This is a genomic window from Bacillus thuringiensis, from assembly GCF_001595725.1.
GTDB classification, from domain to species: Bacteria; Bacillota; Bacilli; order Bacillales; family Bacillaceae_G; genus Bacillus_A; species Bacillus_A thuringiensis_K.
Genome location: NZ_CP014282.1, coordinates 2,542,032 through 2,564,836 on the forward strand (window position 1 = coordinate 2,542,032; position 22,805 = coordinate 2,564,836).

Sequence of the window (22,805 nt, forward strand, 5' to 3'; positions counted from 1 at the left end):
TAAGGTATTCTATGAGATTCATAGAAGCCTTATTACATTTTATTATATAGAATATATTGGAATAAATGTTTATATTTTTCATAAAAATTGTGAATATTTTATGAACTTTATATTTATTGCATGTTTATACCGCTATTAGTGACACGTATGACTCTCAAGTGAAAATTCAGTGAATATAAGGATGAATTCAAGTTACCTAGACAATAAGTGAGGAATCAACGAAATATATACTAATTAAAGGTATATTCAGTATATATATTCTTTTCTTATTTTAATTGAAAAATAAAATTTGTTCGAATAATTATTCTACAGCTATATACCTACACTAGCTTTCTTCGTATAATGGAGAAGTATGAATTTTACATTTGTATTAATTTTACATATTGAGGTGAAAAAGGAATGAATTCGCGGCTAATGGAACTTATTGATGTGAGTACAATAGAAACCATGGCAGAACAATTTTATAAATTAACTAACATATCACATCAACTTCTTGATGCTGAAAAAGAGTGTGTTTTTTCATTCGGAATGAATGAGATAAAAAAGAGTAAACTTCCAAAGATTGAAATCCCCATTTTCTTATACAATCAACATTTAGGATCTTTTGTTGTATGGTCCAAAAAAAGTGAAATTTTCAGTTGTCAAAAATACTTTGAAATGCTCTCGAATTTAATTTTAGATGGTGCAATAAAAATATTTCAAAGTAAAAATACAACGTTGCTTTCTCGGAAAGAGGAGGAACTACATACGATTTTACAAAACATGCCTGTTATGGTCGATGCGCTTGATTATAATGGAGATTTTGTTTTGTGGAATCGAGAATGTGAAATTGTAACCGGTTATACCGCTGAAGAAATAATTGGAAATCCCAATGCACTGCAAATATTGTATCCTAATCATAATTATCGCCATCAAATACAAAAGAAATTTTTAACTTGTGGAAAAAATTTCAGAGATTGGGAAATGCACTTAACATGTAAAAATGGTGAAATCAAAACAATAATGTGGTCGAATATATCAGAACAGTTTCCTGTAACAGGATATAGTTATTGGGCTGTTGGTGTAGATATTACCCATTTAAAAGCGATAGAAGAGCAGTTAAAACAACAAACATCTGAACTGGAATTAATTTTTAAAGCTTTACCGGATTTATGTTTCTTAACAGAAGATGATGGTACAATTATAGATTACAAGGCAGGATCTCCTACAAAGTTTTACGTACCCGCAGAAGCTTTTATGGGAAAAAAGTTTTACGAAGTATTACCATCTTCAGTAGCACAGCAGTTTCAGGAAGCCATTAATCAAGTGAAGGAAAAAGGAACGAATGTAATTGTAGAATATCCACTCACACTTAATGGAAGTATTGATTTCTTTGAAGCGAGGTGCTTACCATTATTACATGATAAAATTATGATTATTGTACGCGACATTACAGAGCGAAAAAAGACAGAAGAATTGTTAAACAAATCAGATACACTTGCAGCAATTGGTCAATTAGCAGCTGGCGTGGCTCATGAAGTAAGAAATCCTTTAACTGTAATTAAAGGTTTTATACAGTTATTCCAAATTAATAAAGAAGATCAAGAAAGATATTTTGATCTTATGCTTTCTGAAATTGAAAGGATAGAAGCAATCCTACAAGAATTTCTATCAATTGCTAAAACAGATGAGATAAATACAGAAAAGAAAAATATTTATCAAATTTTTAAAAATGTCGTATCGTTAATGAATACAAAAGCAATTATGACAAATATTCAAGTTGAACTATTTACGGATGACAAAGATATAATTATTGAATGCTCAGAAAATCAATTGAAACAAGTATTTATTAATATTTTGCAAAATTCAATCGAAGCTATGCCAAATGGTGGGGAAATTTCAATTCACATAAAAGAAATAAATGATGATGGTGTCATCATTCATGTAATAGATGAAGGAATAGGAATACCTGAAGAAAGAATTAAGAGATTAGGTGAACCTTTTTATAGTACGAAAGAAAAAGGGACTGGTATTGGATTAATGTTAAGTTATAAAATTATTGAAAGTCATCAAGGGACAATTAGTATCATGAGCGAGGTTGGTGTCGGGACAACAGTAACTATTCACTTACCGAAAGTACTAAGTAAACAATCTCTTTCTAATTGTGACGACAAATGTATAACGATACCCACTAGTAGTAATTCTTAAATGAATTAATACCCAATAACAAAGCGATTAGTGAAAACTAAGCTTTTTGTTATTGGGTATTTTTTATATTTAATTTAGTAAACTTTACCTTTTCTTTACCTTTGTTTTAATTTCTATTAAGTTTTAAACATTATATTAATATTTGTACAAAGCAATGTATAGAAATTGTACATTACTTTTAATATAGAAATGTGATTATTATTTGGAATATTGTAAGGAGGAGATTATGACAAGGTGAAAAAGCAAGAGAAGAAAAGTGGGAGAGTAGTACCTCTCCGGTTAAATATTTTATTCCTTTGTGTATTTTTATTATTTTCTGGCATTATTATTCAGTTAGGGAAAGTACAAATTTTTGATGGAGAAACATATAAAAATGAAGTAGAGAAGAGAGAAAATACAACCGTGGGTCTTTCTGTACCACGTGGGAAAATATTTGATCGTGAAGGAAATCCAGTAGTTGATAATAAGTCTTTACGTACAATTACATATACAAAGGTGAAAGGTGTAAAACAAGAAGAAATATTAAAATCAGCAAGACAACTTGCAGATATTATTGAAATGCCACAAGAAGATATAGATAAGTTAACGGAGACTGATAAGAAAGACTTTTGGATGCAATTAAATCCAGAACTTACTCAAGACTTAGTATCAAAAAAAGAAATAGATAAGTTCCGAGATAAGGATATTACCGGAAAAGAGCTAGAGAAAAAAATAGAAGATTTAAAAAGGAAGCGCGTTACAGATAAAAATCTTCAAGAATTAACGGCTAAAGATATAGAAGTGTTAGCTATTAAAAGCAAAATGAACTCAGGTTTTCAAATGGCACCTCAAATTATTAAAAAGAACGTTAGTGAACAGGAATATGCGGTGATTAGTGAAAATTTAGCGAACCTTCCAGGGGTAGATGCATCAGTTGATTGGGAGAGAATCTATGTAAATGATGGGTTATTCCGTTCTGTCCTTGGTAACGTTTCAAATGCTGATGAAGGATTGCCACGTGAAAGATTAGATTATTATTTAGTGCGTGATTATAGCCGAAATGATAGGGTCGGCAAAAGTTATATAGAACAGCAATACGAAGATGTACTTCATGGTACAAAAAAAGAAGTAAGAAGCATTGCTGATAAACAAGGAAATACTATTAGAACGGAAACTGTTACTGAAGGGAAAAGCGGTAAAAATTTAACTTTAACAATAGATATGGAATTGCAAAAAAAAGTAGAGGAGAGTATAGAAAAAATATTAAAACAATATAAAGGATCAGAATCAATGTTAGACCGTGCTTTCGTAGTGATGATGAATCCAAAAAATGGCCAAGTATTATCAATGGCTGGGAAAAAGCTTGTAGAAAAAGACGGGAAAATGGAAGTAGAAGATTATGCTTTAGGCACGCTGACTAGTTCTTATGAGCTTGGATCAACGGTTAAAGGTGCGACAGTGTTAACAGGGTTTGAAACAAATGCAATAACTCCTGGAACACATTTTTATGATGCACCTATGAAGTTTAAAGGAACTAAGGAGAAGAAGTCTTGGAAAAATTTTGGTGATATAGACGATCTAAGAGCGTTACAAGTTTCTTCAAACGTTTATATGTTTAATATAGCATTAAAAATTGCTGGCGTGGATTATGTGAAAAATAGTTCACTAGATATTAAACAAGAATATTTTGATAAAATGAGGTATTATTTCAGGCAATTTGGACTAGGCGTACAAACTGGTATTGATTTACCAAATGAAACTGCAGGACAAATTGGAAGAAAAGATAATCAGCCTGGTTTCTTATTAGATTATTCTATTGGACAATATGATACGTATACACCACTTCAGCTTGCACAATATATTTCCACTATCGCAAATGGAGGGTATCGAATGAAACCACAAATTGTTCAAGAGATTAGAGAACAAACCGTTCAAAAAGATGAGGTTGGTAAAGTAGTACAATCAATAGAACCCGTTGTTTTAAATAGAATTGATATGAAACAAGAATATATTAATCAAGTAAAAGAAGGATTTAGAAAAGTATTTCAAGAAGGAGATGGAACGGGAGTAAGAGCGTTCCAAAAAGCACCATATAAACCAGCTGGTAAAACAGGGACCGCACAAACTGTATATGGTGGAGAAAATGATATTGGGCGAAATGAGAAAGGCGACCGTAGAGAATGTTATAATTTAACATTAGCTGGATATGCGCCATATGATGATCCAGAAGTAGCATTTTCTGTTGTAGTACCGTGGGTTAAAAATGATAAATCAGGCATTAACTCCGATATTGGAAAAGAAGTTTTAGATGCTTATTTTGATTTGAAAAATAAGCGATTAACTGGTGAAGCGCCAAAAACAGATGACTCTAAAGAGAATTAAAATGGACGAAACGTCTCTAGCATTCATGTGAACTAGAGGCGTTTTTATCTGGGAATAGATTAGAAATGAGGTATATATGAAGCTGTTTATTCTAAAATATTGGAGGAACATAGGTAGCTACATCATAATAATAATTGAGATTATATTTATTAATAACTCTTTTTTTATTTTAATGAGCTAAAATAATTCTATTAACGATTCACGTTTTGTAAAATAAATCATATATTGATAGCATAGGACAAGCAGAAAAGCTTGTTCTAACCTCACAGAACACTCCTTATCACGGTTAGGCATCTACATAGGTAGATGCCTTTTTTTATGTTGATGACTGAAAATTATTTATCAACATAATGTTGCAAACACATTAGGACTATTAAGGGACGATTACATGTACAAATAACAGTATGCTTAATTAAAATAGTGAAATGTAAGGAGTGAGGAATAAGTGCTAAATATTTTAGTAGTTAATTTTCCAGCAGAGGGACATGTAAACCCTACATTAAATTTAGTAAAAGCCTTTACTGAACGAGGGGATAATGTACATTATATTACAACGGCAAACTTTAAGGGTAGAATTGAAGATTTAGGAGCTACTGTACATACTCATCCGGATCTATTAAAGGGGATTTCTATTGATGCTGAAACCTCATCTGGGTTAAATGCTTTCTTTCATGTGCATGTTCAAACTTCTTTATATATATTAGAAATTACGAAACAATTAAGTGAAAGCATAAATTTTGATTTCGTAATTTATGATATATTTGGTGCGGGAGAGTTAGTAAAGGAGTATTTAAAAGTTCCAGGTGTAGTGTCCTCACCTATATTTTTAATTCCTTCAGAGTTTTTGAAGACATTACCTTTTCATCCAAATGCAGATATACCATTCCAACCAGAGAAGATCTCTGAAAAATTATTAAACCAGATGGAACATGAATTTGGAGTAAAACCAAACAATAATCTTCAATTTATGAATAATAAGGGTGATGTTTGTCTCGTATACACAAGTCGTTATTTCCAACCTAATAGCGAATCATTCGAAGAAAATAACATTTTTATTGGGCCGAGTATTTCAAAGCGTAAAACAAATATAAAGTTTCCATTGGAATCACTTAAAGAAAAGAAAGTTATTTATATTTCAATGGGAACACTGCTTGAAGGACTCGAACCATTCTTTAATACTTGTATTGATACTTTTTCAGATTTTGATGGGATAGTTGTAATGGCAATTGGTGATAGAAATGATATTTCTAAAATTAAGAAAGCACCAGATAATTTTATAATTGCTCCATACGTACCTCAATCAGAAATATTAAATGAAGCAGATGTTTTTATTACACATGGTGGTATGAATAGCGTACACGATGCCATTCATTATAATGTCCCATTTGTAATAATACCGCATGATAAAGACCAGCCAATGATAGCGCAAAGATTAACTGAGCTTGAAGCGGCACATAGACTATTGAAAGAACATGTTAATGTGCACACTTTAAAAGAGGCCGTAACAGATGTTCTTTCAAATGAAAAGTATAAACATGGTATAAGAAAACTTAATGATAGCTTTTTAGAATGTGGTGGTTCAAAAGAAGCAATTGCAGTTATTGAATCTCTTTTAAATAAAGTAAAACTTTAATCGATAGGGATTTTACTACCCATAAATAGCGGGATAAATAGTCGTAACTGTATACAAGCATAGAGGTTCTCACCTTTATGCTTGTATATTCTTATCCAGCAAATTGTACAGCAGTATTTGCATGTAAAAAAGCAGTATCAAAAACGGGAACAGTGAGATCATTTTGGGAGATGAGTAAAGGTATTTCAGTACAGCCTAATAATATACCTTCAGCGCCGTTTTGAATTAATGATTTTGTAATTTGTAATAGCTTTTCTTTAGATGTTTCTGAAATGATCCCTCTACTTAATTCATCTAATATGACATGGTGGATAAAAGTTCTTTCCTCGTCATTTGGGATAATTGTCTCAATGTTATATTTCGCTAATCGTGATTTATAGAAATCTTGCTCCATCGTTTGTTTTGTTCCTAATAGTCCGATACGTTTTATATTCTGTTCTACCATTTCTTTAGCACTTACATCACCAATGTGAAGAAGCGGGATAGATATTGCTTGTTCTACTTCCTCGGCAAATAGATGTACGGTATTTGAACACATTAATAAACATTCAGCCCCAGATTTTTCAACTTTCTTTGCAACTGTAACTAGTTCATTTTTCACTTCTTCATATTGATGGTTTTGTAATAAAGTAGTTACTTCACCAAAGTCCATACTATATAAAACTAACTTTGCATTTTGATCGTATTGAGAGAGTGTAAGTGTATTAATATGTTTATAGTATAAAGATGTAGATTCCCAACTTAATCCTCCAATCAAACCAATAACTTTCATAATGCATTCCTCCCGAAACGATTTTGAATTTATTATTTCATAATTCCGATAAGAATACAATGATTTAAATGATCTATTTAACAAAAAATAAAAATAGTAAGAAAAGTGTTGAAATTTACATTCTTTAGTGCCATAATACGAATTACAAATTAATACTTATCCAGAGAGGTGGAGGGAACGGCCCTAAGAAACCTCAGCAACCCCTATGCAATTTTATAGGAAGGTGCTAATTCCGCAGAGGACACGATGTGTTTTTTGAAAGATAAGAGGATTCTTGAACGTGACAGAAAATGACCTCTTATGTAAGAGGTCATTTTTTTGTTGTATAGAAAGGGAGTGTCGATGCATAATTCATTTTTAAATTAAATATAGAGTAATAAAAGTTGACTAATATGAGAGGGGAATTGTCATGAACAAATTATCAACAAAGTTAGTAGTAGCAATCGGTATTGGAGCAGCATTATACGGGATATTAGGGCTTTGGGGATTTTCTATTGCACCGAATACATTTATTAAACCAGCATTAGCTATATTAACTGTTTTTGGAGCATTATTTGGTCCAGTGGCAGGACTGTTAATCGGACTTATCGGTCATACCGTAACAGATACGATTGCTGGATGGGGGATTTGGTGGGGCTGGGTTATTAGTTCAGGAATTATTGGTTTTTCAATGGGGCTTATTCAAAGAAGAGTTGGTTTTAGTGTGAAAAACGGGTCGTTTAACAAGGGGGATATTTCTTATTTAGCAATTACTGGGCTAGTTGGTATTGTCATTGCTATTATATTTGCTGGGGCATTCGATATTATTGTGATGGGAGAACCATTTGACAAAATTGTTATACAAGTATTAGGCGCAACAATTTCCGATGTCATCGTTTTCTTAGTACTTGGATTGCCACTTACAATTGGTTTGGCGAAATCCAATAAGAAACATACACATTTAAAAATTGAAAAGTAGGGATGTTAACATGCAACCAATTATTTCGTTTGAACAATTCACCTTTCAATATTGGCATGCTGCGCAGCCTACTTTAAGTGATATTACCTTTCATATATACCCTGGGGAAAAAGTGCTAATTGCTGGACGAAGTGGTTCAGGCAAGTCGACATTAGCTCATTGTATAAATGGGCTAATCCCATTTTCTTACGAAGGGACTAGTACAGGTAACGTTTTAATTGCCGGTAAAGACCCGAGGGAAGGAAGTATTTTTGAACAAAGTAAACAGGTAGGAACAATTTTGCAAGATCAAGATGCTCAATTTATTGGTCTGACAGTAGAAGAAGATGTAGCTTTTTATTTAGAAAATGAATGTGTAAAGCAAGATGATATGAAAAAGATTGTTTCGGACTCATTAAGAAAGGTGAAGATGCATACGTTTCATAAACAAAGTCCACATGAATTATCAGGAGGTCAAAAGCAAACAGTTTCCCTTGCTGGTTTATTAACAACAAATGCGGATATATTATTGTTCGATGAACCGTTAGCAAACTTAGATCCACTAAGCGCCATACATACGATAGAACTTATGAAAGATATACATGAACAATATAATAAAACGATTGTTATTATCGAACATAGGATAGAAGAAATTTTAAAACTGGATTTAGACAAAGTTATATTAATTGATGAAGGTAAAGTCATTGCGATAGGAACACCAAAAGAAATCTTAGCGTCAAATATATTACCACGTATCGGCTTAAGAGAGCCTATTTACATCGAAGCATTAAAGAGATTACATTTTGATAGTAATAATGACGTAATATATCCAATGGAAAACCTTCAAAAAGAAAAGGTAAGCAACGTTATAAAAGAGTGGATGGAGAAACAAGTCATATTAAAAGGGAATACTAAAAACAAGGAATTACTTAAAGTGGAGAATTTATCATTTTCATACTCTAATAAACAAAAAGTATTAGAAAATGTAAACCTTTCAATATATGAAGGAGAAATTGTGGCACTGTTAGGACATAATGGAGCAGGGAAATCAACATTAGCTCATAGTCTTATAGGCATAAACAAAATGAAAAATGGGAAAATCTTGTTAAAAGGTGAAGATATTAGTTCTTGGTCTATTCGTAAACGTGGGGAAATCATATCTTACGTGATGCAAAATCCAAATCATATGATTACACAGCCTACTGTTTTTGAAGAAGTTTCATTTACATTAACATTACATAATTTTTCTAAGGAAGAAATTAAGAATAGAGTAGAAGGAACTTTAAAAATTTGTGGTTTATATCCATTTCGTAATTGGCCAATTCAAGCACTAAGCTATGGGCAAAAAAAGAGATTTACAATCGCATCTGTATTAACAACAAATCCTAAACTTATCATATTAGATGAACCGACAGCGGGACAAGATTATTATCACTATAAACAATTTATGTCTTTTATTAAAAACCTAGCTAAAAAGGGTATTTCATTTGTTTTTATCACTCATGATATGAATCTCGTACTAGAATATGCAGACCGTGCAGTAGTTCTACATGAAGGGAAAATTATTGCGGATAATACAGTGTTTGATGTATTAGGCGATCAAGAAACGTTACAAAGAGCCAACTTAAGAGAGAGTTCTTTAACCAAGCTTGTTAAATTTAGTGGGATTGCATGTCCAGAAAAATTTATGGAGCTTTATTTAGACAGTAATAGGAGGGAGGAAGGTGCATAGTACATATTTTCATCGTATGGATGGGGTAGTGAAATTGTTTTTATTTATTTTTTGTATGACGCTTACTTTTTTGTTTTTTGATTTTCGGGTGTTGCTAATATTATTTATTATTGGGTGTATCGGGCTCAGCATTGCTAAAATTCCATTTCGTAAAATTTTAATTGTTTTTAGTGTCATATTTACATTTAGTTTATTAAACTCTGTCATGATTTTATTGATTACACCAACTCATGGATCTGAATTAACTGAATCATATACCGTGTTTTTACATGTTGGATATGCAACGATTACATATGAAACATTATTTTATGCAGCTACACTTTCATTAAAGTATTTTACGTTATTACCATTTACACTTCTTTTTATTTACACGACAGATCCAAGTGAATTTGTAAGTAACTTAAGTAAACTGGGTATTCATTATAAGATTACTTATGCAATAAATATTGCACTACGTTATATTCCTGACATCCAGTCTGAGTATAAAATTATTAAACACGCGCAAGAAGCGAGAGGAGTGGCTTTTGAAAAAGGAGAAGCAAGTTTATGGGTTCGTATGAAGAACCGTGTTTTAATTTTCTGGCCACTAATCATTCATTCTCTAGAAAGAATAGATACGGTTTCAAATGCAATGGATTTAAGAGGATTTGGAAAGAAGGATAAACGTACATGGTTTTATACAAGTAAGGCGAAACGTGAAGATTTCATCGCTTTATTTGCCGGTATTTTCATATTTATTGTTGCGGTATATTTAAAATTAAACGTATTTCAAAACTTTTGGTATCCATTTTAAAGCACTCTTTAAACGAGTGCTTTTACTTATTTTTATGTAGACATGCTCAAAAAAGGGATATACACATAATGTATAATACGAACCAGTTAAAATGATCAACTACCTATTAGTTTTCAAACCAAAAGGAGGAGAAAATATGAGTTACGGTGGTTCTTGTGGTTTTGGTGGAGGTTTCGCTTTATTAGTTGTGTTATTCATTCTATTAATAATTGTAGGATGCAGCTGCTGGGGCGGAGGATACTAATTTTTAATTAGTCTTCACAAATGTAAACTAAAAAAACATTGAAGATACTTATGTATCGAAACAAATAAAAAAGGAGCGACTATGCTCCTTTTTTATTTGTTTTAATGTGTATTCTTACTATATTTCGGGAACGTAATCGTTAAAGTCGTTCCTTTACTAACGATACTTCTGATTTTTAAACTTCCATGCATCGTCTCAATAATCTTAACAGCAACCATTGTACCTAAACCAGTTCCTTTTGTTTTTGTACTAAAATACGGTTCACCGAATCGATGTATTTGCTCCTGTGACATTCCAACTCCGCTATCTTCAATTCGTATTTCAACTTTACTATTATTGATGGATGAGGAAATATTTAAGGTACCACCATTAGGCATTGCTTCAATACTATTTTTTATTAAGTTTAAAAAACATTGTTGAAAGTGCTGTTTATTACCAACAATGGTTGCCTCAGAAAAATCCTGTGTAATATGTATCGTATTCATATTACACAATGGCAATATCATATTAATAACTCGATTTAACTCTTGTTTTACTGAAATTTGATCTAATTTTTCTGGAGCAGGTTTGGCAAACGTTAAGTAATCATCGATAATTTCTTGGGCACGATTTAACTCTTCAAGTATATGTTTAATATATTCGTCTCTTGATTCGGGAGTTAAATTTGGTGTTTTTAAAAGCTGTGTAAATCCTTTTACAACCGTTAAGGGATTCCTTACTTCGTGCGATATACTTGCAGCGAGTTGGCTAACAATCTCCATTTTTTCCATTTTAATTAATTTTGAGCGCATTAATACAGCATCTTTAATAACTTCATTTATATAAACAATAAATAACATTAAAGTAGTCGGTAATACCATGAAATAAATAATATACAAATTATTCACTTCAAAATCTGATAAGGTTAATACAATTAAAGTTGTAAATATTGCTAGGAAAAAGGTTAAAAGCATGGAAAAAGCTACTTTAAGTTTTCTATTATATGTATTAAATTTTGAAGATGCGAGTGCTGTAACGATGAACATTATTCCGTAAACAACAACTGTCAACATGTTAAAGCCATAAAATAAAAATCTCGTAATTAATAAAATTGCAAACAATATGATACCGACAGGGAATCCACCATAAAGCGTACCTATTATGACCGGAATTTGTCTTAAATCATGAATACAACTTTCATCCATATAGATAGGGTATCGCATACATAAAATAAGCGGGATACTAGAACAAAGGGTGATCAGTAGTATTTTATATTTCTTTAAATAGTGCCGGCTATCATATATGAAATAAAAAACAAATATACTACATAAAATGTATAGAAGATTATTTAACACGTTTTGATTAATATAAACAAAGTCCATAATATTTGCCTCGTTATTCTGAATTTCCTTTTCATATGTATTATACATGATAACATGTGTTAAGGTGAATAAACCTTGTTAATAGAAGATTTATTTGGATTTTGGTTATAAAATGCAAACATTAGCTAGCCAAAGCTACTTTTACCAAAAATTTTTTACTGGTTCTTCCTCCGTCCAAGTCTGGATGGAGCTTTTTTCTTTTTTGGTAACTCAACAAAATTAGCAGGATTTCTAGAAATAATATTTTGTTTAACTGCTAGATTTAAAGCTGTTTTTAGTATTCGATGCAATTATTTGAAATACCATTATCTAGTGTTAATTTATAGCATTTTTGAATGTGCATAACATTTAATTTATGAAGTGCAATTATTCCTATACTAGGTATAACATGGTGGTTTATATTGCTATTATAAGAAACTTTTCTATACTCACCCTTTTAATTTCTAACCACTGAACCATATAGTCTTTTAAACTAAGCTTAGTCGGCTCCACAAAAGCCCCTTCATTTAACTCCTTAATCTTTTTCGGCTTCTTTTTCCTATCTCTGGATCACGACCAATATTAATAAAGATACGGTACTTATTTCCTCTTTTTCGAATATGTCCTTCCGCTTAAAACACTCCTTCATTTTATTTTGAGCCATGGTGTATAAGTCTTGTTTTAATTTTACTGCTATGAAAATTACATAGTTGGACATATGAGAGATGGATATATTTTACCATATTTAGATTGTTATTAAGGAATAAAAAAAGAGCCATAAGGCCTCTTTTTTGCTGTGTTCATGGAAAAAATTGAAAACGTTTGATAAATAGCTGCAAAAGTACAACATGTGGTTGCTAAAACACTAGCTAACCATCTTGAAGCATGAGTTTTTAACAGTAAGATATAAACTAATCCAAAAGTAACCAAGCGGAGGTTTGTTGATTCTTATTAGGATTAATTTGTTTTTTTGAGATTGATTGTTGTGGTGTTAAATTTGGGACACTCCCCATTTTAAAACCTCCATTACTTATGTATAGAATTTAAATTGTTTAAAAGTATTATATATGCTAAATAGATAATTTTAAACCTATCTGGATAAAGAGAGGTTTTATAAAATTTAAATAAATTCTTATTTGAACAGAAAAAAAGCGTCCGGGAAAGCGCTCTTTGACTAAGACTCAGATCAAGTGAAAATGTAGCAGTAATTTATTTTATATATGTTTCTAGGATATGCGCAAATTTCAAATGATATAGTTATTTTACTATAGAAAAATAAGTGACTCAGTAATTGTGTCAGCCGAGTCACCCAGTACTATCGATCCAGATAATATTCTTTTTTATATGTAGTTATAGCGAGTTCTTAGAGGCTAACTCAAAACCGCAGTTAAAGAACAAAGAAATTTATTTTAGAGAGTTTTAGAATTTGTTATGTTAATGCTACAACAGCAAGAGTTAAGCCCAACGTATTTAATGTATTAGAATATGGTCCTACATTAACAGTAAGAGTACTTGTTATACCTAAAGGTGTAGTGAAAATAGCGGGTGCTGATACAGAAGTGAATCCTGCAGTATATCCCAGAGAAGTACCAGAGCCAATAATTGGGTTATTATTAAGATACATAGTGATACCTGCCGAATTACCTCCTGGTTGAATGATAACTTGCACTTCATAGATTGCCAAATAGGTTCTTCCACCTTCAAGTAAAACAGTTGTTGGTGGTGTGAATGAGATTGCCGTACCATTAGAATTTACCACGGTATCTAATGGAATCGCAGAATTTACAGAGACTATTGATGGGGTAGTTTGAACAACATTTAAACTGTTAGCCGTGGGGGATGGACAAGTGCAAGATTTGTGAATGTTTGAGTTATTATCATTTTGGTAATTCACAAATAATCAAGCTCCTTTGCGTAAGATAATTTTTTATCCTATATAAAACGTAGCTTTTTTGTATCTAAGTTATTTTTAATAAGTCTTTAAAGATAAGTCAAATATTGGTGGTCAGTCAACTCTTAAAAGTATTTGATATTCTGGGATTTCAAAGTGTATCTGATAAATATATATGAAATTTTTTTAAGGACATTACCTTAAGTTCGGAAACATAATAAAATAGTTATTTTGTTAAATAAAAAAACATGCACAAAAATTGTGCATGTTTAAAAAAAGTTATGTCTTGTCTATGTAAATATATGCTTAACTAATATATACCGTATGTATGTTTGAGCAAAATGGTTATTTATTAACAAATATAAAGAGCGCTTTTTAAGGTGCTCCATGAACAAGCCTAATATTGAAAAAGAATCTCACATGATATTTTATGTATGTTCTTAATACATGTGCAGATTTTTCTTTTGTGCAACGAAGCAGCCAGTTAATAAAACTAACTGCTTGTTGTACAAAAGAAACGTTGCGCTTACAGAAATAGTTTGTAACATTAAGTTACAAAAATAGTATGAACAGAGTTAAAAATGTTATTCAGAAGTGAAAGAAAAAAATAAAAAAGAGCACCATGCATTGAAGTGCTCTATAAGATAGGCGGTAACACTTTGAGCTGGATGTTTAGGTTAAAATTATATGTCGTAGAAATAAGACCTAAAATTTATTTTCAACTCAATAGAAAAGAGCAGCTAGCAAAGGCTAACTGCATTGAGAACATTATAACCATTAATTTAAGGAGTACATATAGTGTGGACAAAAACATCAAGTTTATGTAACAAAAATTAAAATCGAACAGTTATTGCAAATAACTGTTTGATTTGATACAACCTGGGTAAGAAGCAGATTGTATTTTGATTAGTATTAGGGAAAGTATTAAATTTTATTTAGTTCGTTAACAAAATCCTTATTTAAAAATTAAAGAGCGCCTTGGGAGAAAGGCGCTCCATGACCAAGATGTTTAAATGATTAATAATAAGATGATCATGATTATTGTATGTACATTTCTAATGAATGTGAAGTCTTTAAATGCATTCAAAAAGAGCACGTATATACATGCTCTTTGACAAGAAAGGTAGATTTTTTATGAGTGGATTCCCCCATCCAATAACATATGCTTGTCCAGTTAAAAGATGAAAGGGTTTAATGAAATCTTTAATTGGTAGAAAGGGATTAGTTTAGTTTTGATTCTGCTAATCCCCAACTAATTATAAAAAGTAAGCCGAATATGAGAGCGTAAATAATACAGGAAATTATTAAACTAGCTATAGCGACTTTTTTGTGATGAGCCTTTTGGAGCAAAAACAGCTAAAACAATTGAGACAGGTATTAAAAAGAGTATATAAATGTTTGAAAGCATTGATAATAAACCAAAAAATACGATTAAAGTTAATAAAAATGAAGTGATTCCAAAGTATTTCCTCATTACTTTAGCCTTTCTTGGAAAAAATAAATAATACAGATTATACCATAAATGAATAAGATTGAAGTGAAATTTTAACAAAAACGCTATTTTAATAAGAGTTGGTTCTCACTCAAAAGCAAGGGTTGCATAGGGAGTTCCAAAATGTTCTTTTTAGATGTATTAATGGTTAGGGAAACATAAATCTGGGAATAAAACTTGATATTCTGGGATTAATCGAAGGTCAACAGTTGTACTTGCAAAGAATTTTATATTTGTTTCTAATTCAGCTAGTGTAATAGGTGATGCGTACTAAGCCTTCTGTATGCTATGTTTAGAAAGGGTTGGGCCAATTTGTAATTTTCGATTTTTCATAGCTGTGTTCCATGGACTGTAAAAGAATTTTAAAACGAAAGCAGGGTACATGTAAACGATAAATGAATGATTTGACCAATGCCTTCCGGCTATATAGTTACCATGCGAATAATTGTGGATTAGTCTACCTCCGTAGTAAGGGGCAGGTGGAGTAGGATCGAGTATTCTCCCATGATAACGCTGTTTGACAAGGGGAATTCCGTATCTCGGATTGGAATAACCATGAGTAGGGTCATCTACCATCAGAATAGTCCTAATAGCATACATGTTTTTCCTTAAAGTGACGAGAGATGAGAAAAAGGCTTCCTTATCAAAACAGCAAAGAAATTCAGTAGTATTTAAAACCATTTTCCACCCTTAATTTCTTTTCTATTTCCATTATCTCTTTATCAACTAATATAGCATCAAACTCTAATACTTTTGAATCTCGGATTTCCCAATGAGGCGCAAATAATTTACATATTTCTACTGAACGATCAGTAGAGCCTCGATTAATAAGAATACCGTGATCAAATAGTTTTGTGTGGTGCATTAGCCACCATGGGAGTAGATACTCTTCATTGTAAAAATGGGAAATTAAAGTTGTCTTAATAAAAACCCCTCCTTATAAACATGGATAAAATAATTCTTGCTCTAGTATAATGCTTATCCTAGTAAATACATATGTCTTGAGTATATTTGAGCAAAATGTTTATTTACAAATAAAAAGAGCGCTTTGGGAGGAAGGTGCTTTATAACCAAGTCTTTTTTTTGAAAAAAGGTTCACATCATATTGTATGTATGTTTCTTAGATAGGTGTAGTTTTATACAAAAATCTTTATTTTATAACAAGAAAAAAGAGTACATGTTTATATGTGCTCTAAGATATTCTTTTTAATATCTGTACAAGTGTTTCATTAGCGCAACAATATTAGTAAAGCTACGGTCAAAAAAGATGGATTTAAATGAAAACGTTATTTTGGGGAAGTTGAGCAATGGAGTTAAAGGAGTATGCCATTTATAAGGGAAATCTAAATGGCTAATATGTACTAAAACAATACAGGAGTGCGCTCAACATTTGAGCGTACTTCCTAAGAAAATCCTCTTTTATAAAATAACGGATAATAGAAAGAAAGTGACTAGTAGAAAGCAAGCTCATAATTATTTAACTGTTATGCTGTTAGGCGAGGTCTAATATGAAAATTTTATTTGCATCTAATTTGTTTCCCGGCTCATAAGATATTAATAGGCAAAAAACGAAATAAAGGATGAAAGGGGAAATAACAGTAAATGAGTTTACAAGAGCTGCTAATATCAAGAACAAATACAGCGGTGGTCATGAAATCAGGAAATGATTCAACAGCATTTATTGGAGGGAACCCTTTTAAAACAATTAATGGTGCGATTACAGCGATTAATACTACAGGAGCTACAGGGATTACAATTTTTGTGTTTCCTGGAATTTATGACGAAAAGGTAGTTATCCCTAATGGAAATTCATTACGAGGAATTAGTCTATGGACAGTAATAATTCGTCAACAGAATGCAACATCAAATACTACTGTACTCACAATGGGAGAAAATACAAGAGTAGAAGATATTACGGTATTAGGAACCTCTTCTATCCATGTGGATTTAACAGGGATTGCTTTTCCTGGAACAACATCACAAACTTCTAGATTAAGAACAGCAGTTATAACTGTGGATAATTCTACAGCATCAACAAGTGGGACTTCAAATGTTTATGGAATTCATTCTTTTGGAACAGGAATTCCAGATGAAAGTATAAGTACTGTAAGAGCAACAACGATAACAGTAAAATCAGCCGGTTTAGGGAATAAAAGAGCCATATTGGTTAATACAAATTCACATAATTTTCATTGCCGTGATGTTAATTTAACCACTACTAGTTCAGTTGGAGCAGGATCTTATATTGGGGCAGAAGTAAATCGAATAGGAGCACAATTAAGTTTGCGTTTAGCGTCGATTCAAGGCACTACAGCGGATATATCACAATCAGCTGGAACATTGATTTTAAGTTCAGCGAATCTTATAAATTCTAACGCTAATAATTTGGGCTTTTCTACAGTTTTACAGCCTACTACAATTATTTGGGCAGATCCGTCGGGTCTACCAACTGGAGGGACTCGTTTTTATAGACCAGGAACAGCGGCTGTTTCAAATACAGAAGTATTTATCCGATTAAGTCAAAAATCTGTTATAAAATCACTATCGGTACGTGCTCGAGTTGGCCCTGGAGGGACAAATATTGATACTTGGACTATTCGAAAAAATGGTGTGGATACACCTCTTGTAGTTTCATTAACTGGTGCCCAGACTTCTAATATAACTAATAATATTTCAACAACATTCCAAGCGGGGGATAGTATCTCGTTAAAAGTAACAGTTTCTACGCTAAGCGCGATAGCAGATACAGTAATACAAGTTGATATTTTCTGAAAGTTAACAAATGAATTGTTGTGTTAATGCAAGGGTAAGTAATGAAACTTATTTCTTTTAAAAATACATCTATATAAGTGAAGCGTTTAAGAGGAATTCTATAAGTTGATAATCTTTGTATCACAATGTAAAAGAAATTTATTTAAACATGAAAAATTAATAAAAACTTCATTTTTTTAGAGAAATGGTGTGATTAAGTATGGGCATTGAATACGGAATGTTTGTATAAAAAAAGAGTAGACTTTAACCTACATATAAAAGTACTGGAATTTTTCTAAAGGAAGGAATATCTGAAATATAAATATAATTGAGGGGAGTGAAATAATAATGGAAACTAGTACTTTTTTAGGGCTGTTCTGGGGATGGATGACGGTTATCGTATCAGGAATACTTTTCGTCCGTCCATCGGTGCTACGTGATTTGAAAAAATTAGTGGTTGAAGATAGAGGGTTTGGTATTATGTATGGTTTTCTATCAATTTTCCTAGGATTAGGTACTGTAATTCTACATAATGTATGGGTATTCAACTGGAAGGGATTCCTAACAGTTATTGCATGGCTTGCATTATTAAAGGGAATTTATATAATTGCATATCCTGAACCTTCCAAGAAAACAGACTTTGAAGTAAGGATACTTTCAACACGTATAGTACTCGCTATCATTGGTGCTTTGGCTTTATGGATGCTTATAGTAATCTATATAAAATAATCTTTTTTTAATAAATAAAAGAGTCTGATGTGAGAGAAAAGGCCTTTTCAAAAATTGTATATGAGGAAAATCAATGTCAATAGTTTAATACCAATAAATTAGAATTAATTCCAGGTATTAAGTATTGAGAAATAAAATTGAACGCAACAAATTGGTTAACTTTATGAGCTAACCAATTGTTACACAAAAGAAAATGAGGCCCTATAAGTAATAGATGTGTAACTTAAAGTTACAGTTATAGTGTAAGCGAGATTGAAAATGTTATACGAAAGTAATTCTGTTTAAAAGTTTTATTTTGTCATAAATAAAAGAGCAGTTAGCCCAGCCTAACTGCTCGATACAGAGGTAATAGTCTAGCTACATAGATATTATATGCTGAGTTATTGATTTTATTTGTGTAAAACACAAAAAAGAGCAGCTAGCAAAACCTAGCCGCTCTAAACAGTGATGTGTCTCTAGATGTAGTTGTAGTATAAACAGAACGTTGAGTTTTATTCATGGGGAGATAGAAATTGGCTTGAAAATAGAATATAGTCCGGCTAGGAAACTAGAGGACACAAATAAAAACCTTTAACTTCCGCTAAAGATAATTATGTTAATGATCTAGTGATGGCAGTTCTCGTAAGGACAAAAAGAGGAACGTATATAAATAGAGTTGTAGAAATAGAAAGAGTGGATTCCTTGTGAGAGAGTAGGGATCCACTCTTTTCTTACCACTGATAAAGAGACACTATATCTGACTTATATAAATATCCTATTTGTTCAAATTTGTACTTGCTAATGGTACAATTATATTCATGGAGGGATATTATGGTAAGTTTTTATGTAACACTGTTTCTTATATTTGGTACTGCGATATTTTTATTTTTCTTGTCTGGTTCATCAAAAATTAAGGCTAAAAATCTATCATTGATAATGATCTGTTTAAGAATAAATCTACTCACAAGTCCAATGGCTTTATTTATAGGTGTGATGGCAACAGACTCTCCATATAGCACTACGCTTGATTTTTTTGGAGGATGTCTCTTTATTCAGGGAATACCGCTCCTCCTCCTACTTGCAGCTTTTTTGAAGTTTGCAATAGCAAAGAAAACAAAACAAGTATAGTATAAACTCTATATTTCTTTTAATAATTTAAGGTTATATATTTTCTGTATTAGCCGCTTTTAACCACGCTTCGTAGAATTCTATAACTGATGCATACCGTTCTGCCCGATTGTCACTTACAGCACGATACGCTACCTCATATAATTCCTTACTTGCTTCCCATTTTATAAAGGAACGATCTTTTTCACCGCCTAAAAGTGAGAAAGCCATTGCTCCCATATTAAATACATTTGTTCTTTCATCAATTATAGCGTTTAGTTCAAATTCCTCTGGTGACATAAAACGGGAGGAACCCCATAGCCGGCCCATTTTATTTATGTAAGGTTTCTTACTGTATAAATCTATATCACAAATTTTTGTCTCGTTTGTATTAAAATTATATAGAATACTACCGTCATAAAAATCTATTGCTACATAGTTTTTCTTTTCTACATAAGTATGGAAAGAAAAAATGGAATGTAAGGAATGAATTCGTTCTATAGCAGATAAATGTCTAAATTTATAAAATGGAGAGTTTGGATTTTTATATTTCTCAGGAGGTGGGAAACTCCAATGCGAATGAAGACATTCACCATCAAACCAATTGAAAATTAATACATATCCAGATTGAACTGGAAAATGATCAATTAGTCTTATGAGCGATTCATGCTTTAAATCTTCATAGATAGTAACTGAATTTTTTAGCCTTTTAATAGCGTGACCCGTTGTTCCTTCAAATGCAATTGTTTGTGCTCCTGCGTATTTAATAAATTTCTTATGCCCATCTTTTTCTACACCAAAACTTATATTACCTGAGTCTTGCTGGTCAAAAACTGCAAATACGGTCCCTAATTTAATAAGCCAATCAAAATTATGATATTCTTTTAATTGGAATGTTACATTATTTAACTGAATTTCCACGGAATTTTCTTTCATATATTACCTCACATTTAATATAATTAAGTTGTACATTCCACTATTCGACATATTTTATGGAAATCCTATGCTAATAATATAAATTTTTATAAATATAATGATAAACACTTATAAAGAGGTGAATACAATGGATCAACAAATTGTTATTAAAGCATATCAAAAAGACTGGGTTGAAGAGTATATAAAAGAAAAAGAGAAATTCTGTTCCTTGTTAGGACAAGAAATAATTGCTGTTGAACATATAGGAAGCTCAGCAGTAGAAGGATTAGGAGCTAAACCTCTTATTGATATGATGATTGGCGTAACAGACTTACAAATTACTGAAAACTGGATTGAAGTTCTATCGGAAATTGGATATGAGTATGTTCCAAAAGATGCAACGAATTGGCGTTTTTTTAGAAAGGGAAAATGGAGAGCGGGTACTCATCATTTGCATATTTATATTTATAATAGTGATGAGTGGAGAAACAATATTTTATTTCGTGACTTTCTAATAAGCCATGAATGGGCACGTAAAGAATATAGAGAATTAAAAGAGAGGCTTGCTATTACATATGCTTTTGATCGTGTTTCATATACAAAGGCAAAAGCGCCGTTTATTCGAAAAATATTAGAATTGGCTAGAACTCAATGAATTTATAGATTCCTATCTAACTAGTTTTGAAACCCCTTCCTATACTTTTTATAGGGAGGGGGATTTTTTCATGTCAAAATATATAATTTCTAATTATTGGAGGCAAACTATTTTATTTATTTTGATATTTCTAGTACATTGGAAATATTAAGGGGGAATTAAGCAATGAAAGCTATTGTACATCAATATGAAAAAGGATTAGAGGGATTAGAATATAAATTTCTACCTGAGATAAGTCCTAATGCAGGTGAAGTAAAAGTCAAGTTAAAAGCTGCAGGATTAAATCATAGGGATTTATTTATTATAAATAATAGAAAAGAAATGGATCTACCATTAGTAATAGGGTCAGATGGATCAGGAATTGTTACAGAAATAGGAGAAGGAGTTTCAAATATTACACTACATACAGAAGTTATTATTAATCCTAGTATTGGATGGGAACATGCTACTAAAGTACCAGAGTTACCGGAAGTGCTAGGTGGACCGAAAGGTGGAACGTTTGCTGAATATGTAATTGTACCGGTTGAAAATGTAGTAGAAAAGCCGGCATATCTTACTTGGGAAGAATCAGGTGTTTTATCTTTATCCGCACTAACTGCATATAGAGCACTTTTTACAAAGGGTAGATTGAAGTGCGGTGAACATGTTTTAATTCCGGGAATAGGCGGTGGTGTTGCTACATTTGCCATGTTATTCGCGAAAGCAATTGGTGCTAAAGTGAGTGTTACCTCAAGGGTAGAGAATAAAAGGGAACATGCTGAAAAATATGGTGCAGATATTTCTTTTAATAGTACCGGAAATTGGGAAGAGAGCTTACAAGGTGAAAAAGTAGATTTAATAATAGATAGTATAGGCCCGGCAACTTTCTTGAAATATTTTGATGTATTAAAACCAAATGGAAGAATCGTGAATTTTGGTGCAAGCTCAGGAGATACAATTGAATTACCATTACGCGCATTATTTTATAATCAAATTGATATTATGGGAACATCCATGGGTAGCCGTGAGGAATTTAATGAGATGATAAAGTTTATTGAAAAATATCAAATTAAACCAATTATTGATAAGGTTTACTCGTTAGAAGAAGCAATTCGAGCACTAAGCCGTATGGAACATGGGGAACAATTCGGAAATATTGTACTTCAAATGAATTAAAAAATATGATTTTACAATTAGTATATTTAAATGAATATGTTATGTATTTCAAACATGAAAAAAATACGAACCGCCTTATTATAAAGGCTTACCGGTTTTATACATAAATAGCGTATAAAATTTGTTTTATAA

General features: G+C 31.7%; 16 protein-coding genes, 3 pseudogenes and 1 riboswitch. Of the genes and pseudogenes, 12 read left to right on the forward strand and 7 right to left on the reverse strand.

Going from position 1 to position 22,805, the window contains the following annotated elements; all coding sequences use genetic code 11:
• The first annotated feature begins 399 nt into the window (after positions 1-399).
• The 3 genes from AXW78_RS12790 to AXW78_RS12800 all read left to right on the forward strand — a co-directional run bounded on the left by AXW78_RS12790 (position 400) and on the right by AXW78_RS12800 (position 6,181).
• Positions 400-2,187, forward strand: a complete 1,788-nt coding sequence (locus tag AXW78_RS12790; protein ID WP_061884233.1) for a PAS domain-containing sensor histidine kinase — start codon at positions 400-402, stop codon at positions 2,185-2,187.
• Between the two features lie 234 nt (positions 2,188-2,421).
• Entirely contained in the window at positions 2,422-4,548 is a 2,127-nt protein-coding gene (locus AXW78_RS12795) for a peptidoglycan D,D-transpeptidase FtsI family protein (RefSeq protein WP_061884234.1), read from the forward strand.
• A gap of 445 nt (positions 4,549-4,993) precedes the next feature.
• Entirely contained in the window at positions 4,994-6,181 is a 1,188-nt protein-coding gene (locus AXW78_RS12800) for a macrolide family glycosyltransferase (protein WP_000932162.1), read from the forward strand.
• 91 nt (positions 6,182-6,272) lie between these two features.
• Here the strand turns inward: AXW78_RS12800 and AXW78_RS12805 are convergent, their stop codons facing one another.
• A complete protein-coding gene (locus AXW78_RS12805) occupies positions 6,273-6,953 on the reverse strand; it encodes an aspartate/glutamate racemase family protein (protein WP_000864394.1) in 681 nt (226 codons plus the stop codon).
• A gap of 153 nt (positions 6,954-7,106) precedes the next feature.
• Positions 7,107-7,222: riboswitch (SAM riboswitch) on the forward strand.
• 140 nt (positions 7,223-7,362) lie between these two features.
• On the opposite strand from AXW78_RS12805, the gene AXW78_RS12810 reads away from it, so the two are divergent.
• From AXW78_RS12810 to AXW78_RS32240, 4 genes are all read left to right on the forward strand, one after another.
• A complete protein-coding gene (locus tag AXW78_RS12810; protein ID WP_001038213.1) occupies positions 7,363-7,911 on the forward strand; it encodes an ECF-type riboflavin transporter substrate-binding protein in 549 nt (182 codons plus the stop codon).
• Positions 7,912-7,921: 10 nt separating this feature from the next.
• Positions 7,922-9,622: an ABC transporter ATP-binding protein gene (locus AXW78_RS12815; RefSeq protein WP_061884235.1), complete on the forward strand. Its 1,701-nt coding sequence runs from the start codon at positions 7,922-7,924 to the stop codon at positions 9,620-9,622.
• Positions 9,615-10,415 (forward strand): energy-coupling factor transporter transmembrane component T family protein, encoded by an 801-nt coding sequence (locus tag AXW78_RS12820; RefSeq protein WP_000556378.1) that lies wholly within the window; start codon positions 9,615-9,617, stop codon positions 10,413-10,415. The genes AXW78_RS12815 and AXW78_RS12820 overlap by 8 nt, the downstream gene beginning before the upstream one ends.
• Before the next feature lie 136 nt (positions 10,416-10,551).
• On the forward strand, positions 10,552-10,659 hold the full coding sequence (locus tag AXW78_RS32240) for a YjcZ family sporulation protein (protein WP_000120182.1): 108 nt from the start codon (positions 10,552-10,554) through the stop codon (positions 10,657-10,659).
• Between the two features lie 101 nt (positions 10,660-10,760).
• Here the strand turns inward: AXW78_RS32240 and AXW78_RS12825 are convergent, their stop codons facing one another.
• The 5 genes and pseudogenes from AXW78_RS12825 to AXW78_RS12835 form a co-directional block, all read right to left on the reverse strand.
• Positions 10,761-12,020 (reverse strand): sensor histidine kinase, encoded by a 1,260-nt coding sequence (locus AXW78_RS12825; protein WP_002181517.1) that lies wholly within the window; start codon positions 12,018-12,020, stop codon positions 10,761-10,763.
• A gap of 147 nt (positions 12,021-12,167) precedes the next feature.
• Positions 12,168-12,619, reverse strand: a pseudogene (locus tag AXW78_RS35505) (site-specific integrase); the annotation flags it as partial.
• Between the two features lie 312 nt (positions 12,620-12,931).
• Positions 12,932-13,012, reverse strand: a pseudogene (locus tag AXW78_RS35510) (septum formation initiator family protein); the annotation flags it as partial.
• Between the two features lie 416 nt (positions 13,013-13,428).
• Positions 13,429-13,893, reverse strand: coding sequence for a hypothetical protein (locus tag AXW78_RS12830; protein WP_001109250.1), 465 nt, complete (start codon positions 13,891-13,893; stop codon positions 13,429-13,431).
• A 1,630-nt stretch (positions 13,894-15,523) separates the two neighbouring features.
• A pseudogene (locus AXW78_RS12835) lies at positions 15,524-16,247 on the reverse strand (glycosyltransferase family 2 protein).
• Between the two features lie 737 nt (positions 16,248-16,984).
• Here AXW78_RS12835 and AXW78_RS12840 point away from each other — a divergent pair.
• From AXW78_RS12840 to AXW78_RS12850, 3 genes are all read left to right on the forward strand, one after another.
• On the forward strand, positions 16,985-18,154 hold the full coding sequence (locus AXW78_RS12840; protein ID WP_000058013.1) for a pectinesterase: 1,170 nt from the start codon (positions 16,985-16,987) through the stop codon (positions 18,152-18,154).
• 327 nt (positions 18,155-18,481) lie between these two features.
• On the forward strand, positions 18,482-18,862 hold the full coding sequence (locus AXW78_RS12845; RefSeq protein ID WP_000450246.1) for a hypothetical protein: 381 nt from the start codon (positions 18,482-18,484) through the stop codon (positions 18,860-18,862).
• An 810-nt stretch (positions 18,863-19,672) separates the two neighbouring features.
• Complete coding sequence (locus AXW78_RS12850; RefSeq protein ID WP_000253419.1) at positions 19,673-19,969, forward strand: hypothetical protein; 297 nt, start codon at positions 19,673-19,675, stop codon at positions 19,967-19,969.
• Between the two features lie 33 nt (positions 19,970-20,002).
• On the opposite strand, the gene AXW78_RS12855 is transcribed toward AXW78_RS12850, so the two are convergent.
• Entirely contained in the window at positions 20,003-20,884 is an 882-nt protein-coding gene (locus AXW78_RS12855) for a protein kinase domain-containing protein (RefSeq protein ID WP_061884237.1), read from the reverse strand.
• A 127-nt stretch (positions 20,885-21,011) separates the two neighbouring features.
• On the opposite strand from AXW78_RS12855, the gene AXW78_RS12860 reads away from it, so the two are divergent.
• Both AXW78_RS12860 and AXW78_RS12865 read left to right on the forward strand, forming a co-directional pair.
• Positions 21,012-21,518, forward strand: coding sequence for a GrpB family protein (locus AXW78_RS12860; protein WP_000372676.1), 507 nt, complete (start codon positions 21,012-21,014; stop codon positions 21,516-21,518).
• A gap of 165 nt (positions 21,519-21,683) precedes the next feature.
• The gene (locus tag AXW78_RS12865) at positions 21,684-22,673 is read left to right on the forward strand and encodes a zinc-binding dehydrogenase (RefSeq protein WP_046945054.1); all 990 of its coding nucleotides are present in this window, start codon (positions 21,684-21,686) and stop codon (positions 22,671-22,673) included.
• Positions 22,674-22,805 lie beyond the last annotated feature (132 nt).